The 18,379-nt window shown below is 46.5% G+C and carries 13 protein-coding genes and 2 pseudogenes; all 15 read left to right on the top strand.

The features are described 5' to 3' along the window. The first annotated feature begins 62 nt into the window (after positions 1-62). Positions 63-932 carry a carbohydrate ABC transporter permease gene (locus tag A0V43_RS06825; RefSeq protein ID WP_013145180.1) on the top strand — a complete coding sequence of 290 codons (870 nt, stop codon included), beginning with the start codon at positions 63-65 and terminating at the stop codon, positions 930-932. A 14-nt stretch (positions 933-946) separates the two neighbouring features. Then, the gene (locus A0V43_RS06820) at positions 947-1,813 is read left to right on the top strand and encodes a carbohydrate ABC transporter permease (protein ID WP_015374982.1); all 867 of its coding nucleotides are present in this window, start codon (positions 947-949) and stop codon (positions 1,811-1,813) included. A gap of 113 nt (positions 1,814-1,926) precedes the next feature. Further along, on the top strand, positions 1,927-2,973 hold the full coding sequence (locus A0V43_RS06815) for an aldose epimerase family protein (protein ID WP_063192705.1): 1,047 nt from the start codon (positions 1,927-1,929) through the stop codon (positions 2,971-2,973). A gap of 23 nt (positions 2,974-2,996) precedes the next feature. Next, on the top strand, positions 2,997-3,611 hold the full coding sequence (locus A0V43_RS06810; protein ID WP_063192704.1) for a polysaccharide deacetylase family protein: 615 nt from the start codon (positions 2,997-2,999) through the stop codon (positions 3,609-3,611). Between the two features lie 72 nt (positions 3,612-3,683). Further along, positions 3,684-5,801, top strand: a complete 2,118-nt coding sequence (locus tag A0V43_RS06805) for a glycoside hydrolase family 52 protein (RefSeq protein WP_063192703.1) — start codon at positions 3,684-3,686, stop codon at positions 5,799-5,801. A gap of 2 nt (positions 5,802-5,803) precedes the next feature. Next, a complete protein-coding gene (locus A0V43_RS06800) occupies positions 5,804-6,799 on the top strand; it encodes an endo-1,4-beta-xylanase (RefSeq protein ID WP_063192702.1) in 996 nt (331 codons plus the stop codon). Positions 6,800-7,267: 468 nt separating this feature from the next. Next, a complete protein-coding gene (locus A0V43_RS06795; protein WP_013145186.1) occupies positions 7,268-8,917 on the top strand; it encodes an extracellular solute-binding protein in 1,650 nt (549 codons plus the stop codon). A gap of 107 nt (positions 8,918-9,024) precedes the next feature. Then, on the top strand, positions 9,025-9,972 hold the full coding sequence (locus tag A0V43_RS06790; RefSeq protein WP_063192701.1) for an ABC transporter permease: 948 nt from the start codon (positions 9,025-9,027) through the stop codon (positions 9,970-9,972). A 14-nt stretch (positions 9,973-9,986) separates the two neighbouring features. Next, positions 9,987-10,892 (top strand): carbohydrate ABC transporter permease, encoded by a 906-nt coding sequence (locus tag A0V43_RS06785; protein ID WP_063192700.1) that lies wholly within the window; start codon positions 9,987-9,989, stop codon positions 10,890-10,892. A gap of 1 nt (position 10,893) precedes the next feature. Continuing rightward, positions 10,894-12,932 (top strand): annotated as a pseudogene (locus A0V43_RS06780) (alpha-glucuronidase family glycosyl hydrolase). A gap of 15 nt (positions 12,933-12,947) precedes the next feature. Next, a pseudogene (locus tag A0V43_RS06775) lies at positions 12,948-14,457 on the top strand (GH39 family glycosyl hydrolase). Between the two features lie 31 nt (positions 14,458-14,488). Further along, positions 14,489-15,442, top strand: a complete 954-nt coding sequence (locus A0V43_RS06770) for a sugar kinase (protein WP_063192699.1) — start codon at positions 14,489-14,491, stop codon at positions 15,440-15,442. A gap of 15 nt (positions 15,443-15,457) precedes the next feature. Continuing rightward, positions 15,458-16,006 carry a bifunctional 4-hydroxy-2-oxoglutarate aldolase/2-dehydro-3-deoxy-phosphogluconate aldolase gene (locus A0V43_RS06765; RefSeq protein ID WP_335339935.1) on the top strand — a complete coding sequence of 183 codons (549 nt, stop codon included), beginning with the start codon at positions 15,458-15,460 and terminating at the stop codon, positions 16,004-16,006. Between the two features lie 215 nt (positions 16,007-16,221). After that, positions 16,222-16,920, top strand: a complete 699-nt coding sequence (locus tag A0V43_RS06760; RefSeq protein WP_013145193.1) for a GntR family transcriptional regulator — start codon at positions 16,222-16,224, stop codon at positions 16,918-16,920. Positions 16,921-16,956: 36 nt separating this feature from the next. After that, a complete protein-coding gene (gene uxaC / locus A0V43_RS06755; protein WP_063192698.1) occupies positions 16,957-18,372 on the top strand; it encodes a glucuronate isomerase in 1,416 nt (471 codons plus the stop codon). Positions 18,373-18,379: the final 7 nt, after the last annotated feature.

Here is an 18,379-nt window from a genome sequence, read left to right as displayed (position 1 = left end):
GAATTTTGGGGGCATCTGGAACAACACATGCCCCCTTATTTGTAAAGAAGGAGTTATCAGCGATGAAAAACGTTATGTCCAATAAAACAGCCATCATTCTTTATGTCCTGCCGTCGCTTCTCCTTGTCTTGTTTTTAATTTATATCCCGATTGCGCTGACGGGATATTATGGATTGATGGATTGGAGCGGGGTAGGCCAGATGAAGTTCATCGGCTTGGAGAATTATAAAAAGCTTATTCATGACAAGCTGTTTTGGGAGAGCACCTGGCACTCCGTCTTGTTGGCGTTGTTTTCCGTTCTCAGTTTGATCGGCTATTTAATCGTTTCTTTAATATTAGCGAGCAAAATTAAGGGAGGGAATTTGTTTAGAAAAATTTACATTATTCCCATGCTTATGTCGTCTGTCGCCATCGCTCAACTTTGGATTAAGATTTTTGATCCGATGAATGGGCTGATTAACAGTTTATTGTCTATGTTTGGGATAAAAGAGACTCCACTTTGGTTGGCGGATCCGGATATGGCGCTATATTCGGTTTTCATCCCGATCGTTTGGCAGTATGCGGGGTTTTACATCATTATTATGTATGCGGCTTTGATCAATGTACCCCAAGAATTGATTGAAGCTGCAAGAATCGATGGTGCCAATGCCTTTCAAATTGCCTACAAAATTAAGGTGCCCCTTATTTCTGGGGTGTTAAAAGTATTGGTGATTCTAGCCGTTGTCGGGTCTTTGAAATATTTTGATTTGATTTACGTCATGACCGGAGGCGGCCCGGGGCATGCCACGGAAGTGATTGCTTCTTATATGTATAAAGAAGCGTTTGGGAAATTCAACTTCGGGTATGGAAGTGCGATTGGTTTTGGGTTGCTCATCCTTAGCATGGGAGCGACCTGGATGATTCAAAAAATGTTGAGAGTCAATCAAGAATAAAAGGAGAATTGACCATGAAAGAAAAGAAAATCTTAGATTCCAAGCCTCGTTCTCCTTTACGACAAATCGCAATGGGAATTCTTTACTTTATCTTGGTTGTCGTAGCGCTTCTTCAATTATATCCGTTAGTATGGTTATTCTTATTGTCGTTGAAGACGAATCAGGAAGTATTTGGAATGTCTCCGTTCGCTTTGCCGAAATCTCCGCGATGGGAAAATTATATAAATGCTTGGTTTGATGGAGGGATCAACCAATACTTTTTCAATAGTGTCTGGTATACGATCGTCGCTGTTGTATTGACTTTGATTTTAGCCAGTTTTGTCACGTTCGCCTTGACCAGAATGGAGTGGAAATTCAAAGGTGTTGTATTGGCCCTGTTTATGATCGCTTACATGATCCCGCTTCATTCGACGCTCATTCCGTTGTTTAATATTTATAATAAAATGAACTTGATTGATAACCCCGTTTCGATCATCCTTTCGTATACGACCTTTAACTTGCCGATTACGATTATGATTTTGCTAGGATTTTATCAGTCGTTGCCGCGCGAAATCGAAGAAGCGGCGGTAATGGACGGGTGCTCTGTTCATCGCATTTTTTTCCGCATCACATTGCCGATGACAGCGCCTGTTCTTGCGACTACAGCTATTATCAACATGATTTACAATTGGAATGAGTTTGTGTTTGTCAACACGTTCATTAGTTCGGAAAAATGGAAAACGATCACAGTCGGAGTCAATAATTTTGTCGGCCAATATCTCACCGACTGGGGGGCCATCGGCGCGACTTTGGTGATCAGCATTTTGCCGATTTTGATTGTGTACTTATTCTTGAGCGATCGAATTATTGAAGGATTGGTTGCCGGTTCGGTAAAAGGATGATGTCATATGTGATTGTGGTTAAGTTTGTTTGTGTTATATACAAACTAAACAAATATAGTATGATGAAAATAATCAAATCGTTGCTTTTTCCATCGTTGGAGAGGGGAGAGAGGTTGCGGATTAGGAAAGAAACATGGTCTTGTTTCAACGAAAAAGATGTTCTTTTATTTACGTTGACAAATGAACACGGCATGGAACTGTCCACGACAAACTACGGCTGCATCGTGACGGACCTCCGCGTTCCCGACCGGAACGGCAACATCGAAAATGTCGTGCTCGGGTTTGGACGATTTGAACCGTATGTTGAGAACGCCCCTTATTTCGGCGCCGTGATCGGCCGGGTGGCGGGGCGCATTCGCGGGGCGAGCTTCGAACTTGATGGAATCACATATCAACTGGCGAAAAACGAACACAACAACCACTTGCACGGCGGTCCGAGCGGATTCCATCGTGTGCTGTGGCAGGCCGAGCCCGTCCAGCGCGACGGTGCGGTGGGGGTCGTCTTTTCGTACACGAGCCCGGACGGGGAGGAAGGGTACCCGGGAACGGTTCATGTTCAAGTGGAATATTGGCTGAACAATGACAACGAATGGACCGTCACACACCGGGCTCGTTCGGACAAAACAACTTTGCTCAATTTGACGAACCATACGTATTTTAACCTAAGCGGCAACGGCAAGCGCGATATATTGGACCACACGCTGACGATCCAAAGCTCGCGTGTGCTCGAGTTGAATGAGGAGATGATTCCGACAGGCCGCGTCTTGGATGTCGCCGGCACGCCGTTTGACTTGCGGCAAGGAAAGGCGATCTGGGAGGCGGTCGAATCCGGGCATCCGCAAATTGAACTCGTTGGCGGGGGCTATGACCATCCGTTTTGGCTCGATCGGCATCATGACAAAGAGATTGTGCTTTCCGATCCGGAGAGTGGGCGGGTGCTGACGGTGGAGACGGATGAGGTCGGCGTCGTCGTGTATACGTCAAACCAATTGCCGGAGGGGCTGGATTTGGGCGGCGTGCCGTCGCGGAAATATCTCGGTGTTTGCCTCGAAACGCAAGGGCTGCCGGATGCGGTTCATCATCCGCAGTTTCCGTCGATCGTATTGCCAGCTGGCCAAGAGCGAGCATCAACGACGGTCTATCGGTTTGGCATCATTTGAATCAATGGAGGAAAGATAGAGGAATGATTGAACATGTAGAGACGCCGCACAGATTGGTCGCCCTGACGTTTGATGATGGACCGAATCCGGTTTATACATTGAAAGTGTTGGAGATATTGGAGAAGGCATCTGGAAAAGCGACCTTTTTTATGATCGGAAGCCAGATGGAGAAGCATCCGGAAGTTGTAAAGATGGTCAAGGCGCAAGGGCATGAAATTGGCAATCATACGTATTCTCACGCTAACCTGACTTCTCTAACGGAAGATGAGGCTTTGAGAGAAATGGAGTGGACGGATGCCATCATTACCGAGATGACTGGAGCGAAGCCCACGATTTTCCGTCCTCCTTATCTTGACTACAATGCAACTGTTGTTTCGATGTGCAACCATTTCGGCTACCAAATGATCGGTGCGCTCAATACGGATGCCCGAGACTGGGAACAACCGGGCGTTGACTATATTGTTCGGAAGAGTCGCCCCCATATAAAAAACGGGAGCATCTTGCTCTTTCATGACGGATTCGGAGATCGTTCACAAACGATCGAGGCTGTCAATATACTCGTATCCGAATTGTATTCGCAAGGTTACAAATTGGTCACGGTCAGCGAATTGTTGGAGCTGCAAGCTGGAAGCAGATGAAAAAGTAGCAGTTCTCTGATGCTCTGATGATTGATCGCATGCATAGTAAGAAAAGGGGAGAGTGAGCTATTCATGCCAACCAATGTATTTTTCAACGCCCATCACTCGCCGGTTGGGGCGTTTGCCAGCTTTACGCTAGGATTCCCAGGAAAAAGCGGAGGACTGGACTTGGAACTCGCCCGACCGCCGCGGCAAAATGTCTTTATTGGCGTTGAGTCGCCGCATGAGCCGGGGCTGTATCATATCCTTCCATTCGCGGAAACAACAGGCGAGGATGAAAGCAAACGATATGACATTGAAAATCCTGATCCGAATCCGCAAAAACCAAACATTCTCATCCCGTTTGCGAAAGAGGAGATCAAGCGCGAATTCTGTGTGGCAACGGATACATGGAAAGCTGGGGATTTAACGTTTACGGTTTATTCGCCGGTAAAGGCGGTGCCTGATCCCGAAACAGCGGCCGAGGAAGAACTCAAGTTGGCGTTGGTCCCAGCTGTCATTGTCGAGATGACGATCGATAACACGAACGGAACAAGAACACGACGGGCGTTTTTCGGATTCGAAGGCACCGACCCGTATACTTCCATGCGGCGTATCGATGATACATGCCCGCAGTTGCGAGGGGTCGGTCAAGGGCGGATTTTGGGCATTGTATCCAAGGATGAGGGTGTTCGCTCAGCGCTGCATTTTAGCATGGAGGATATCTTAACGGCGACTCTCGAAGAAAACTGGACGTTTGGGCTTGGGAAAGTCGGTGCGTTAATCGTTGATGTGCCGGCGGGAGAAAAGAAAACGTATCAATTTGCTGTTTGCTTCTATCGTGGAGGTTGTGTGACGGCGGGAATGGATTCCTCTTATTTTTACACCCGTTTCTTCCGTAATATCGAAGAAGTCGGTCTTTATGCGTTAGAGCAGGCCGAGGTGTTAAAGGAGCAGGCGTTCCGTTCGAATGAACTCATTGAAAAAGAATGGCTCTCCGATGATCAAAAGTTTATGATGGCGCACGCGATCCGCAGCTACTATGGCAATACACAACTGCTTGAGCATGAAGGAAAGCCGATTTGGGTCGTCAATGAAGGCGAGTACCGGATGATGAATACGTTTGATCTCACCGTCGACCAGCTCTTTTTTGAGTTGAAAATGAATCCGTGGACGGTGAAAAATGTGCTTGACTTCTATGTCGAGCGCTACAGCTATGAGGATCGTGTCCGTTTCCCAGGAGATGAGACGGAATATCCCGGCGGCATCAGCTTCACTCATGATATGGGAGTCGCCAACACGTTCTCGCGTCCGCATTACTCGTCATATGAGCTATACGGAATCAGCGGCTGCTTTTCACATATGACGCACGAACAGCTCGTCAACTGGGTGCTTTGCGCGGCGGTATACATCGAACAAACGAAAGACTGGGCATGGCGCGACCGGCGGCTTACGATCTTGGAACAATGTCTCGAAAGCATGGTGCGCCGCGATCATCCGGATCCAGAAAAGCGGAACGGCGTGATGGGGCTTGACAGCACCCGCACCATGGGTGGAGCGGAAATCACAACGTATGATAGTTTGGATGTTTCCCTCGGCCAGGCGCGCAACAATTTATATTTGGCAGGAAAATGTTGGGCTGCCTATGTGGCGCTCGAAAAGTTGTTCCGCGATGTCGGCAAAGAAGAACTGGCTGCATTGGCAAGGGAGCAGGCGGAAAAATGCGCCGCGACGATTGTCAGTCACGTGACGGAGGACGGGTATATCCCAGCCGTGATGGGAGAAGGAAATGACTCGAAAATCATTCCGGCTATTGAGGGGCTTGTGTTTCCTTACTTTACGAACTGCCATGAGGCGTTAAGAGAAGAAGGACGTTTTGGAGACTATATTCGTGCACTGCGACAACATTTGCAATATGTGTTGCGGGAAGGAATTTGCCTATTCCCGGACGGGGGATGGAAAATTTCCTCGACAAGCAACAACTCGTGGTTGAGCAAAATTTACTTATGCCAGTTTATTGCCCGCCGCATTTTAGGGTGGGAATGGGATGAACAAGGAAAACGAGCTGATGCGGCTCATGTTGCGTGGCTCACGCATCCGACGCTCTCCATTTGGAGTTGGAGCGACCAAATTATCGCTGGCGAAATCAGCGGCAGCAAATACTACCCGCGCGGCGTGACGAGCATTTTATGGTTGGAGGAGGGGGAATGAAGATGAACAGCTCCCTCCCCTCCCTCCGCGATGTATTCGCGAATGATTTCCGCATCGGGGCGGCGGTCAATCCTGTGACAATTGAGATGCAAAAACAGTTGTTGATCGATCATGTCAACAGTATTACGGCAGAGAACCATATGAAGTTTGAGCATCTTCAGCCGGAAGAAGGGAAATTTACCTTTCAGGAAGCGGATCGGATTGTTGATTTTGCTTGTTCGCACCGAATGGCGGTTCGAGGGCACACACTTGTATGGCACAACCAGACTCCGGATTGGGTGTTTCAAGATGGTCAAGGCCATTTCGTCAGTCGGGATGTGTTGCTTGAGCGGATGAAATGTCACATTTCAACTGTTGTACGGCGATACAAGGGAAAAATATATTGTTGGGATGTCGTCAACGAAGCGGTAGCCGACGAAGGAGACGAGTTGTTGAGGCCTTCGAAGTGGCGACAAATCATCGGGGACGATTTTATGGAACAAGCATTTCTCTATGCTTATGAAGCTGACCCAGATGCACTGCTTTTTTACAATGACTATAATGAATGTTTTCCGGAAAAGAGAGAAAAAATTTTTGCACTTGTCAAATCGCTGCGTGACAAAGGCATTCCGATTCATGGCATCGGGATGCAAGCGCATTGGAGTTTGACCCACCCATCGTTGGATGAAATTCGTGCGGCCATTGAACGATATGCGTCACTTGGCGTTGTTCTTCATATTACGGAACTCGATGTATCCATGTTTGAATTTCACGATCGTCGAACCGATTTGGCTGTCCCGACGAACGAAATGATCGAACAGCAAGCAGAGCGGTATGGGCAAATTTTCGCTTTGTTTAAGGAGTATCGCGATGTTATTCAAAGTGTCACATTTTGGGGAATTGCTGATGACCATACATGGCTCGATAACTTTCCAGTGCAGGGGAGAAAAAACTGGCCGCTTTTGTTCGATGAACAGCATAAACCGAAACCAGCTTTTTGGCGGGCAGTGAGTGTCTGATGATATTGCTTCACGTCGCGGCGAAGAGGGAGCGGAAAATAAGAGCTCCTCTCTTCGCAAATAATTAAAAGATTTCAGAAAAGTATTGAATGTAAGTGAACTTTTCATTATAATAGAAGGTAGAACTAGTATACTAGTTATACTAGTAGAAGAAAAACAAACGGCAAATCATGAAGCTGATTGACATTTTGACTATATGAACAGGGATGTCAATCGAGAATTCATTCTTCTGTTTGTCTGGAATCATGAGGGCGGCATTACAGCCATTTTGTAGGATGCGTCGTTTCAAACTAGTATACTAGAATGTTTGTAGAGCGGTGAGGAGTTGGGGTGCAATGATCTGAAATCGCTTTCCCAATAAAACCTTGAAAGGGGGATTGAGACAGGGAATCGTTATGTTTTCTTTATCAAAAAGAATGTGATGGCAACCAAGGGGGATTTTGAGACAATAGGATTGGAGGGAGAAACATGCTAAAAAAAGCGTTTGCGGCTTTAACCGCAACTGCATTGGCGGTTGGAATGCTTGCGGGATGTACGGACAGTCAATCTTCTTCGTCCAGTGGGTCTGGAGATTCAAAAGAGAAAAATGGCGTTGTAACCATTACAACTGTCCGCACATTAAAGGATGATACGAAATTTCGAGAGGGAGAGGATTTGAACAACAATCCTATCACACGATGGTCGGAAAAAGAATTGGGGATTAAATGGAAAACACTGTGGACAGCTCCAAACGATGAACAGTATCACAATAAAATTCGCTTAGCTTTATCATCCGGACAGAAACTGCCTGACGTATTTAAAGTGTCAGACGGGCAGTTGATCAATGATTTAATTCGTTCCGGAAAAGTGATGCCGGTCGACGAAGCGATTGAGAAATATGCGTCACCGAGATTGAAAAAGATTTATGAGCAATTTCCGGAAGCGTTTTATCCGGCGACTGTCGATGGAAAGCGCTACGGAATTCCGCGGTTCTCTGGAGGCAATGGTTCTGACTCCTTGCTTTGGATTCGCAAAGATTGGCTTGATAAGTTAGGTCTTCAGCCGCCTAAAACAATCGAAGATCTCGAGAAAATCATGGACGCGTTTGTCAACAAAGACCCTGACGGCAATGGGAAAAAGGATACGATTGGCTTGACGCTGGCCAGCAAAAACGGATTGGCGACTTGGTTGGCCGACGGAAGCTTTATTTTCGGTGCTTATGGCAACTATGAACCTGGTTCATGGTCAAAAGGCGAAGATGGGAAACTTGTCTATGGATCGGTACAGCCGTCTATGAAAAAAGCGTTGGCTAAGCTGAATGAATGGTATCAAAAAGGATACTTGGACAAAGAAGTTGGCATTTTAGACGAACAGACGGCGATCAAAAGCTTTGTCGCTGGAAAATCGGGAATCATTTCTGCTCCTCCTTGGGCTGCTGGATGGCCAATCGCAGATGCGTTGAAAAATAATCCGGGAGCCGTTGTGGAACCATACCCACTGCCGAGTGGTCCGGATGGCAAAATCGGCCGGCGTGGCGAGGGATTGGTTACAGGCATGTTTTTGTTCAGCAAAGACTTTAAACATATGGATAAATTCTTCCAATACTTAGATGAAGCATACGCCTATGTGTATAATGACTCGAAATATTTTAAATACGGGTTGGCGGAAGGTTATGACTATGTGATGAAGAACGGCAAGCCCGTTTATGATGACAAGGAAATTCCAGGAGGAAGATTGGATCCAGGGGCTTATTTCATTACGGAAGCCATTCCGACCGTTCCGTACATGCTGTATGATCTAGTCGAGGAGTTGTATACAACGAAGCGTCAGCCGAAAAACGCCTATGAGTATACACGAATTGTATCTTTAGGTGAGTCGTTTATGAAAGCGGCTACAATCGTCAACCAACAAAATCAATACCGCATTGAAAACGAGTTTACAGGCCCGCCCACTAAAACGATGCAAAAACGCGGAGAGTTTTTGACGAAAATGGAACGTGAAACGTTTGCCAACATCATTTACGGACGGGCGCCACTGAGCGCCTTTGATGATTTTGTGAAAAAATGGGAAGAATCTGGGGGCAAAGAAATTACAAAAGAAGTGAATGAATGGTATCAATCGGTAAAAGGAGAAAAGTAACGTTTCAACGACGGTGGGGTGCGGACAGGGGTGAATCGTGAAAGAGAATTTACATCGATGTCCGCACCTGTTTTTTCAAGAGATGACGCCGAAAGGAGGAAACGGGTATGCAGTCGGCCGTCGATGTCAAAGGACAAACAACAGCGGTGGAAGCAAAGAGAGTTCAGAAAAGAAGAGGAACGTGGCAGTTGCATGTTATGTTGCTTCCTGCCCTCATCATTGTGTTGATTTTTCAATATGTTCCGATGCTCGGACTGGTCATGGCTTTTCAAGATTATGAGCCTTGGCTTGGCTTTTTGCGTTCTCCTTGGGTTGGTCTCGAGCATTTTAGAACGATGTTTGAATATGAAGACGCTCGTCAAGTAATCTGGAACACATTGGTCATTTCAACATTAAAAATCATCTTTAACCTCGGTGTGCCTTTGGCGTTTGCGTTGCTTCTCAATGAAGTATACGTGATGAAGTTTAAGCGGACGGTTCAAACGATCGTGTATTTGCCGCACTTTTTGTCATGGGTGATTCTGGGCGGGATCTTGATTGACATGCTTTCTCCTGAAGGGGGGATTGTTAACCGTTTTTTATCAATATTCGGTGTTAAGCCTATTTTCTTCCTCGGAGATAACGATTGGTTTCGTACCGTTGTTGTCGTTACAGATGTGTGGAAAGAATGCGGATTTAACACGATTGTATTTTTAGCTGCCCTTACTTCCATTAACCCGTCGTTGTATGAAGCGGCTATCGTGGATGGAGCCAACAGGTGGCAACAAACCATTTACATCACATTGCCTTCCATGTTGCCGATCATCATTGTGGTTGGAACGTTGTCGCTCGGAAACATTTTAAATGCCGGATTTGATCAAATTTTAAACTTGTACAATCCGCTTGTTTACAAAACGGGTGATATCATCGATACGTATGTTTACCGTGTCGGCCTTTTGAACGGGGATTTTAGTTATGCGACAGCCGTTGGATTGTTTAAATCCGTCATCAGTTTTATTCTCGTGGTCACAGGGTATCGTCTCGCTTATAAGTATGCCAACTATAAAATCTTCTAAGGGAGGGGAGGTCTATGCATCATCACTACCAAAAAAGCTTGTCTTATAAACTATTCACGGTGTTTAACTATGCTCTTTTAACGATCATTGCCGTTCTTTGCCTTTTGCCTCTCATCCATATTTTAGCTGTCTCATTCAGCGGCAGTGCAGCGGCGACCGCTAATCTGGTCGGACTGTGGCCCGTTGACTTTACGTTGGACGCTTATGAGAAAACGATTGGGAATGAAAATTTTTTGCGTTCCCTTTGGAATTCGTTTTTGCGTGTTGTATTGGGAACAGTCATTTCCATGGGAGCCATGTTATGCGCTGCCTATCCGCTGTCCAAAAGCGATGACGCCTTTCGCGGTCGGAAGCTCTACATGTGGTTTTTCGTGTTTACGATGTTGTTCCATGGCGGTCTCGTTCCGACTTATATGGTGGTGACGAAGCTCGGATTGACAGATACGATTTGGGCGTTGATTTTACCGCCAGCTGTCAGCGCCTTTAACTTAATTTTGCTGGTGAACTTTTTCCGCACTTCGGTGCCGAAATCGCTTGAAGAGGCCGCTTTAATGGATGGCGCAAATCATTTTACTATTTTTTGGAAAATTTATTTGCCGATTTCGGTGCCTGCCATTGCGACGATTTCGCTCTTTACGATGGTTTTTCATTGGAACTCATGGTTTGACGGGTTGATTTATATGTCCGATGTGAAACATTACCCGTTATCTACGTTCTTACAAACGATTATTGTTCAACAGGATTTTACGAAAATGAGCGTCGATGCAGAAACATTGAAAAACTTATCTGAACGGACAGTGAAGGCGGCACAAATCTTCATCGCAGCTTTGCCGATGCTGATTGTTTATCCGTTTGTGCAAAAGTTTTTTGTGAAAGGGATTGTGTTGGGGCGGAAAAAGAGTAACAGGAGGAGAAATTGACATGACGGCGGGATACGAACCTTGTTGGCTGCGGTATGAGCGGAAGGATCAATATAGTCGATTGCGGTTTGAGGAGATTGTAGCGAAAAGAACATCCCCCATTTTTCAAGCAGCCGTGGAAGAACTCCAAAAAGGGCTTCGTTCGATGATGGAGATTGAGCCGCAAGTGGTGCAGGAAGTAAATGAAACAGCTAATTCGATTTGGCTTGGGACGCTTGAAGATGAAGAGTTCAAGCGGCCATTAGAGGGAACACTTGTTCATCCGGAAGGGTATGTGATTCGATCGGATGTCGACGATGGACCGTTCCGTATCTACATTATTGGGAAAACAGATGCTGGTGTGTTGTATGGTGTCTTTCATTTCCTCCGATTATTGCAAATGGGTGAGAACATCGCCCAACTGTCCATCATCGAGCAGCCAAAAAACCGGTTGCGCATGATCAATCATTGGGACAATATGGATGGCAGCATTGAGCGCGGATATGCTGGACGGTCGATTTTCTTTGCCGATGGCCAATTTGTGAAACAAAACCAACGGATAAAAGATTATGCACGATTGCTGGCTTCTGTGGGCATTAACGCCATCTCCATCAACAATGTCAACGTACACAAAACAGAAACGAAACTCATCACCGATCACTTTTTGCCTGACGTGGCGGAAGTAGCGGATATCTTCCGAACCTACGGAATCAAAACGTTTTTGAGCATCAACTACGCAAGCCCCATTGAGGTAGGAGGGCTTCCAACAGCAGATCCACTTGACCCCGAGGTGCGACGGTGGTGGAACGAAACGGTTAAACGCATTTATCAATATATTCCTGATTTTGGCGGCTTTGTAGTCAAGGCGGATTCCGAGTTCCGCCCTGGCCCCTTTACGTATGGGCGCGATCACGCGGAAGGGGCAAATATGTTGGCGGAAGCGTTAGCGCCGTTTGGGGGGCTCGTCATTTGGAGATGCTTTGTCTATAACTGCCAGCAAGATTGGCGTGATCGGACGACCGATCGGGCAAAGGCAGCATATGATCACTTTAAGCCATTGGATGGACAGTTTCGGGAGAATGTCATCTTGCAAATTAAAAACGGTCCAATGGATTTTCAAGTAAGGGAGCCGGTTTCTCCGTTATTTGGCGCTATGCCGAAAACCAATCAAATGATGGAGGTTCAAATCACTCAGGAATATACGGGACAGCAAAAACATTTATGCTTCTTGATTCCACAGTGGAAAGAGGTGCTTGATTTTGATACGTATGCCAAGGGAAAAGGGTCGGAAGTAAAAAAGATAATTGATGGATCGCTATTTGACTATCGATACAGCGGGATCGCAGGGGTATCTAATATTGGCAGTGACCCAAACTGGACTGGGCATACGTTGGCCCAAGCAAACTTGTATGGATTTGGGCGGCTCGCTTGGAATCCGGATTTGTCTGCCGAAGAAATTGCTAACGAATGGGTTGTGCAAACGTTTGGGGACGATTCACAAGTCGTCGAGACGATCAGTTGGATGCTTCTATCTTCGTGGAGAATTTATGAAAACTACACCTCTCCGCTTGGCGTCGGCTGGATGGTGAACCCAGGGCACCATTATGGTCCTAATGTGGATGGCTATGAATATTCGCATTGGGGACGTACCATTATGCCGACCGCGACGGGATCGGTGTTGACCGGACGGTTGCTACGGGAACAGGATATACGGCGCAATACTTTCCGGAAAATGCAGCGATGTATGAGTCGCTCGACACTTGTCCGGATGAGCTGCTCTTGTTTTTCCATCACGTTCCGTACACTCATCGGCTGCATTCAGGGGAAACGGTCATTCAACATATTTACAATACTCATTTTGAAGGGGTTGAGCAGGCGAAACAGCTGCGGAAACGATGGGAACAACTGAAAGGGAAAATCGACGAAAAACGGTATCATGATGTATTGGAACGATTGACGATCCAAGTGGAACATGCTAAAGAATGGCGAGATGTCATCAATACGTACTTTTACCGGAAGTCAGGAATAGACGACCAATACGGGCGGAAAATTTATCGGTGAATAGGGGAGAGGAGCATGAAGGTTGTAAACGTGCCAAGCAACGGGAGGGAGAAGTTTAAAAAGAATTGGAAATTTTGCGTTGGCACCGGGCGGCTCGGCCTTGCTTTGCAAAAGGAGTATTTGGATCACTTGAAACTCGTGCAAGAGAAAATAGGGTTTCGATACATCCGCGGTCATGGCTTGCTTTCCGATGATGTCGGAATTTATCGAGAAGTCGAAATCGATGGGGAAATGAAGCCGTTTTATAACTTTACGTACATCGACCGGATTGTTGATTCGTATTTAGCGTTGAATATCCGGCCGTTTATTGAATTTGGATTTATGCCAAAAGCGCTTGCTTCGGGAGACCAAACAGTTTTTTATTGGAAAGGCAACGTTACACCCCCGAAAGATTATAACAAGTGGCGTGATCTCATCGTAGCGGTCGTTTCCCATTTCATTGAGCGATACGGGATTGAGGAAGTGCGGACATGGCTGTTTGAAGTATGGAATGAACCTAATTTAGTGAACTTCTGGAAAGATGCCAACAAACAGGAGTATTTTAAGCTGTACGAGGTGACAGCCCGAGCGGTAAAAAGCGTTGATCCTCATTTGCAAGTTGGGGACCGGCCATTTGCGGAGGAAGCGATGAATGGATTACGGATTTTCTCCACTTTTGCGCCGAACGGAGGGTGCCTGTTGATTTTGTCAGCCGCCATGCCTATACATCGAAGGCGCCGCATAAGAAAACGTTTGAATATTACTATCAAGAGCTTGAGCCGCCAGAAGATATGTTGGAGCAATTCAAAACGGTGCGCGCCTTGATTCGCCAGTCTCCGTTTCCGCATTTGCCATTGCATATTACCGAATATAATACATCGTACAGCCCCATCAACCCGGTTCATGATACGGCGATCAATGCAGCATACATTGCCCGTATTTTAAGTGAGGGGGAGATTACGTCGACTCGTTTTCGTATTGGACGTTCAGTGATGTGTTTGAAGAAATGGACGTTCCGAAGGCGTTGTTTCACGGTGGGTTCGGTCTAGTTGCGCTTCACTCGATTCCCAAACCGACATTTCATGCGTTTACATTCTTTAATGTTCTAGGCGACGAACTGTTGTATCGTGACGGAGAGATGATTGTGACAAGGCGGAAAGATGGATCGATTGCCGCAGTGCTTTGGAATTTAGTGATGGAAAAAGGAGAAGGATTGACAAAAGAAGTGCAGCTGGTGATTCCAGTTTCATTTTCCGCTGTTTTTATCAAGCGGCAAATCGTCAATGAGCAGTACGGGAACGCGTGGAGAGTTTGGAAACAGATGGGGCGTCCCCGTTTTCCAAGCCGTCAAGCGGTGGAAACGTTGCGTCAAGTGGCGCAGCCTCATGTGATGACGGAGCAGAGACGGGCAACGGACGGTGTGATTCATTTATCTATTGTCCTATCAAAAAACGAGGTGACATTAATCGAGATTGAGCAAGTTCGAGATGAGACAAGCACATATGTCGGCTTAGATGATGGTGAAATAACATCGTATTCTTCATGAAAGATTACCAAAATGGTTTTGGAGGGACGAGATGGACGTAGTCACCATTGGCGAATCGATGGCCGTATTTACACCAACAAGTGTCGGCTTGATGAGACAGGCGACCACCTTTACTATGCGGATTGGCGGAGCGGAATCCAACGTCGCTGTCGGCCTTGCTCGATTAGGCCATCGTGTAGGATGGATCAGCAAGGTCGGAAGCGATGAGTTTGGAAAGGCGATTTTGTCTTTCCTGAAAGGTGAGGGAGTGGATGTCAGCCGGGTAAAAATGGATGCGGAAGCGCCGACCGGCATTTACTTTAAGGAACAAAGACGTCTAAACGATACGCGGGTATATTACTATCGCAAAGGATCAGCGGCGAGCAGGCTGACGCCTGCCGACTTGGATGAGAAATATATCGCGGAGGCAAAGTATTTGCATATTACGGGAATCACTCCGGCGTTAAGCGAGAATTGTCGTGAGATGATCTTTGCCGCCATGGCGATCGCTCGTCGTCACGGGGTGAAAATCGTTTTTGATCCGAATTTGCGGTTGAAACTATGGAATGAAGCGGATCGGGCCAAGGAAGTGATGCTTCACATGGCAGCTGAATCAGATGTGGTTCTGCCCGGAGAAGCTGAGGCATCGTTTTTATTCGGAAAACAATCGGTTGAGGAATGGGGAAGCCGGCTGCTTGGCATGGGCGCTTCGCTCGTTGTCATTAAACTAGGCGCAAATGGGGCGCATTATTTTACGAATGCGCATCATGAGTATGTTCCAGGGTTTCCTGTTGAAAGGGTAATCGACCCTGTCGGTGCTGGGGATGGGTTTGCCGCTGGGCTGCTATCCGGACTGCTTGAAGGACTTCGTTTAACAGAAGCGGTGCAGCGAGCGAATGCAGTCGGCGCGCTTGTGACAATGGTCGAGGGGGATGCTGATGGCATGCCGGAACGCGATGACGTCGAGCGCTTGATAAATCAGCGACGGGAAGATGTTACGCGATAAAGGAGATGAACCTACATGAAGGCAGTCCAAATGATTCGAGAGATTGGCATCATTCCAGTCGTCCGCGGTGCGACGGTTGATACTGTTCTTCCGCTGTCATTGGCTTTGCGGCAGGGAGGCATTCCAATCATGGAAATTACGATGGAAACAGCTGGGGCTTTGGCCGCGTTGGAAAAGGCTGCAAGGGAACTGAAAGATATGTTGATCGGTGCGGGAACGGTGCTGGACGCTGAAACAGCACAGAGGGCGATTTCAGCTGGGGCGCGGTTTATCGTTTCTCCCTTCCTTTCTATTGATGTGATTCAGGCGGCAAAACAAAATCGCGTTGTCAGTATCGCAGGAGGATTGACGCCGACCGAAATTGTGAATGCTTTTCAGCACGGGGCTGATATGGTGAAAGTATTTCCTGCTCATGTGTTTGGGCCAAACTATATTCGAAGCATAAAGGAGCCGCTCCCCACATCCCCTCATCGCAACTGGAGGAATCAATCTGAAAACGGCTGGAGAGTATATAAAAGCGGGAGTGGATGCCATCGGTGTCGGGAACTCGTTAGTGAAGGTTGAAGGGGCATTGGAAAGCGATCAGTGGAAGATTATTGCCGAACGGGCAGCTCAATGGATGTCGATTGTGCACAAGGTGAGGGGAGAGAATGCGGGTGAATGAATCGCTGAGAAATTTGACAGGAAATATGTTCTTTCCTACATTGGAAGAAAACACATGATCATGGATGTACTTTCTCACTGCCATACTAGTATATAAGAAAAAGGGGAATCGCACGGTGATCTTTACTGCCCAACAAAGCCAACAAATTAAAAGTTCTGTCAGGGGTTCAGCGCGCGACCAGTTGTACGAGATGCTAAAGGAAAAGATTTTGCGCCTTGAGTTGGAACCAGGAACAAAAATTTCCGAAAAGGAAATCGCGGAGCAATTGCATATTAGCCGCACCCCGGTGCGGGAAGCATTTCTCAAACTGGCGCAAGAAGAATTGCTTGATATTATTCCGCAAAGCGGAACCATTGTTTCGCGCATCAACTTGGAACATGTGGAGGAAGGGCGCTTTATCCGCGAGGTTGTCGAGAAAGAAGTGGCCGTTTTAGCTTGTACGAAATTGCGTCAAGATCATCTATTTGAAATGGAGAAGAATATTGCGATGCAAGAGTTGTGTGCCGAAAAAGGAAATTTTCTTGAGTTGTTTGAGCTTGATGAAAAGTTCCATCAGCTCATTTACGATGGCTGCCGAATGTCGCGCTCGTGGAAAATGGTGCAAAGTTTAAACAGTCATTTCAATCGTTTGCGTGTACTGAGACTATCATCCGATCTTGATTGGGACATTATTATTTCCCATCACAAGCAAATTTATCGGTTAATTGCGAATAAAGAGGCAGAGAAAGTGCGTCAGGTGATGGAAGAACATTTGCGGCTTGTCGAAATTGAAAAAGACGTACTAAAAAGGCAGTATCCTCATTATTTTGTATAAGTTGTTGGAAGTTTCGCTTTGCGGGAGGGAGACAGTGTGCAGCCGTTCATTCATGAAAATTTTTTGTTGCAAAACAAGCATGCTGAAGTGTTATACCATGACTATGCGAAATCGTTGCCGATTATTGATTATCACTGCCATTTGAGCGCAAAAGAGATTGCGGAAGACCGGCGGTTTCATGATATGACGGAGCTTTGGCTCGAGGGGGATCATTACAAATGGCGGGCGATGCGGGCGCTGGGAGTCGAAGAAAAATATATTACAGGAAACGCTTCCCCTGAGGAAAAGTTTCAAGCATGGGCGAAAACGGTGCCGTATTGCATCGGGAATCCACTCTATCATTGGACGCATTTAGAGTTAAAACGCTATTTTCAAGTGGATGCCCTTCTGAATGAGCGGACGTGGCGTGAAATTTGGAATCATTGCAATGATTTATTGAGACAGGAAGGATTCTCAGCCCGCTCTTTCATGGTCAAATCTAATGTGGAGTGGATTGGGACAACGGACGATCCGCTCGATGATTTAGCTGATCATCAAGCAATTGCCCAAGATCCATCATTTCTAGTAAAGATTGTTCCGTCTTTTCGTCCTGATGCAGTCATTGAAATCAACCGCCCTTCGTTTTTAGACTATGTGGGAAAGCTAGGGGAAGCAGCTGGCCTGCCGATTCATGATTACAATCAGCTGCTGCAAGCCATTGAAAGCCGAGTGCGTTATTTTCACGAGAAAGGATGCCGGATGGCTGATCACGGCTTAGAATCGATGCCGTATTCAGAATGCGGTTGGAAGGAAGCAAACGATATTTTTCAAAAACGAAAAAATGGATTTGTCCTCAGCCGTGAGGAGGAGGAAAAATATAAAACTTTCACTTTATGCTTCTTAGCCCGATTGTACCACTCACTTGGTTGGGTGATGCAGCTGCACATCGGTTCGATTCGAAATACAAATGAAAAGATGTTCCGGCGTCTTGGTCCGAATACAGGATATGATTCGATTCATGACTTTTTCCTTGCCCAGCCGTTAAATGCCTTTCTTAATGAGCTAGAGCGTCGCGATCAACTGCCAAAAACGATTGTGTACACATTAAACCCCGCTTATAACTATATTGTCGCCTCAACGGTCGGCAATTTTCAATCAGAAGGAGTAAAAGGGAAAGTTCAATTTGGCTCAGCTTGGTGGTTCAATGATCATCAAGATGGCATCATCAGACACTTGACGGATCTTGCCAATGTCGGTGTGTTCAGCACGTTTGTCGGAATGTTGACCGATTCAAGGAGTTTTGTGTCTTATGTACGCCACGAGTATTTTCGCAGAATTGTATGCAATTTGATCGGTTCATGGATTGAAAAAGGAGAGGTGCCGCAAGACTATGATTTTTTAGGGAAAATCGTTCAAGATGTATGTTACTTCAACGCGAAACAATACTTTCAAGTCGGCGTGAGTGGGGGATGAGATCAGA

The organism is Geobacillus sp. JS12, assembly GCF_001592395.1.
GTDB lineage: Bacteria > Bacillota > Bacilli > Bacillales > Anoxybacillaceae > Geobacillus > Geobacillus zalihae.
This window is presented reverse-complemented; position numbering and strand designations above follow the sequence as displayed.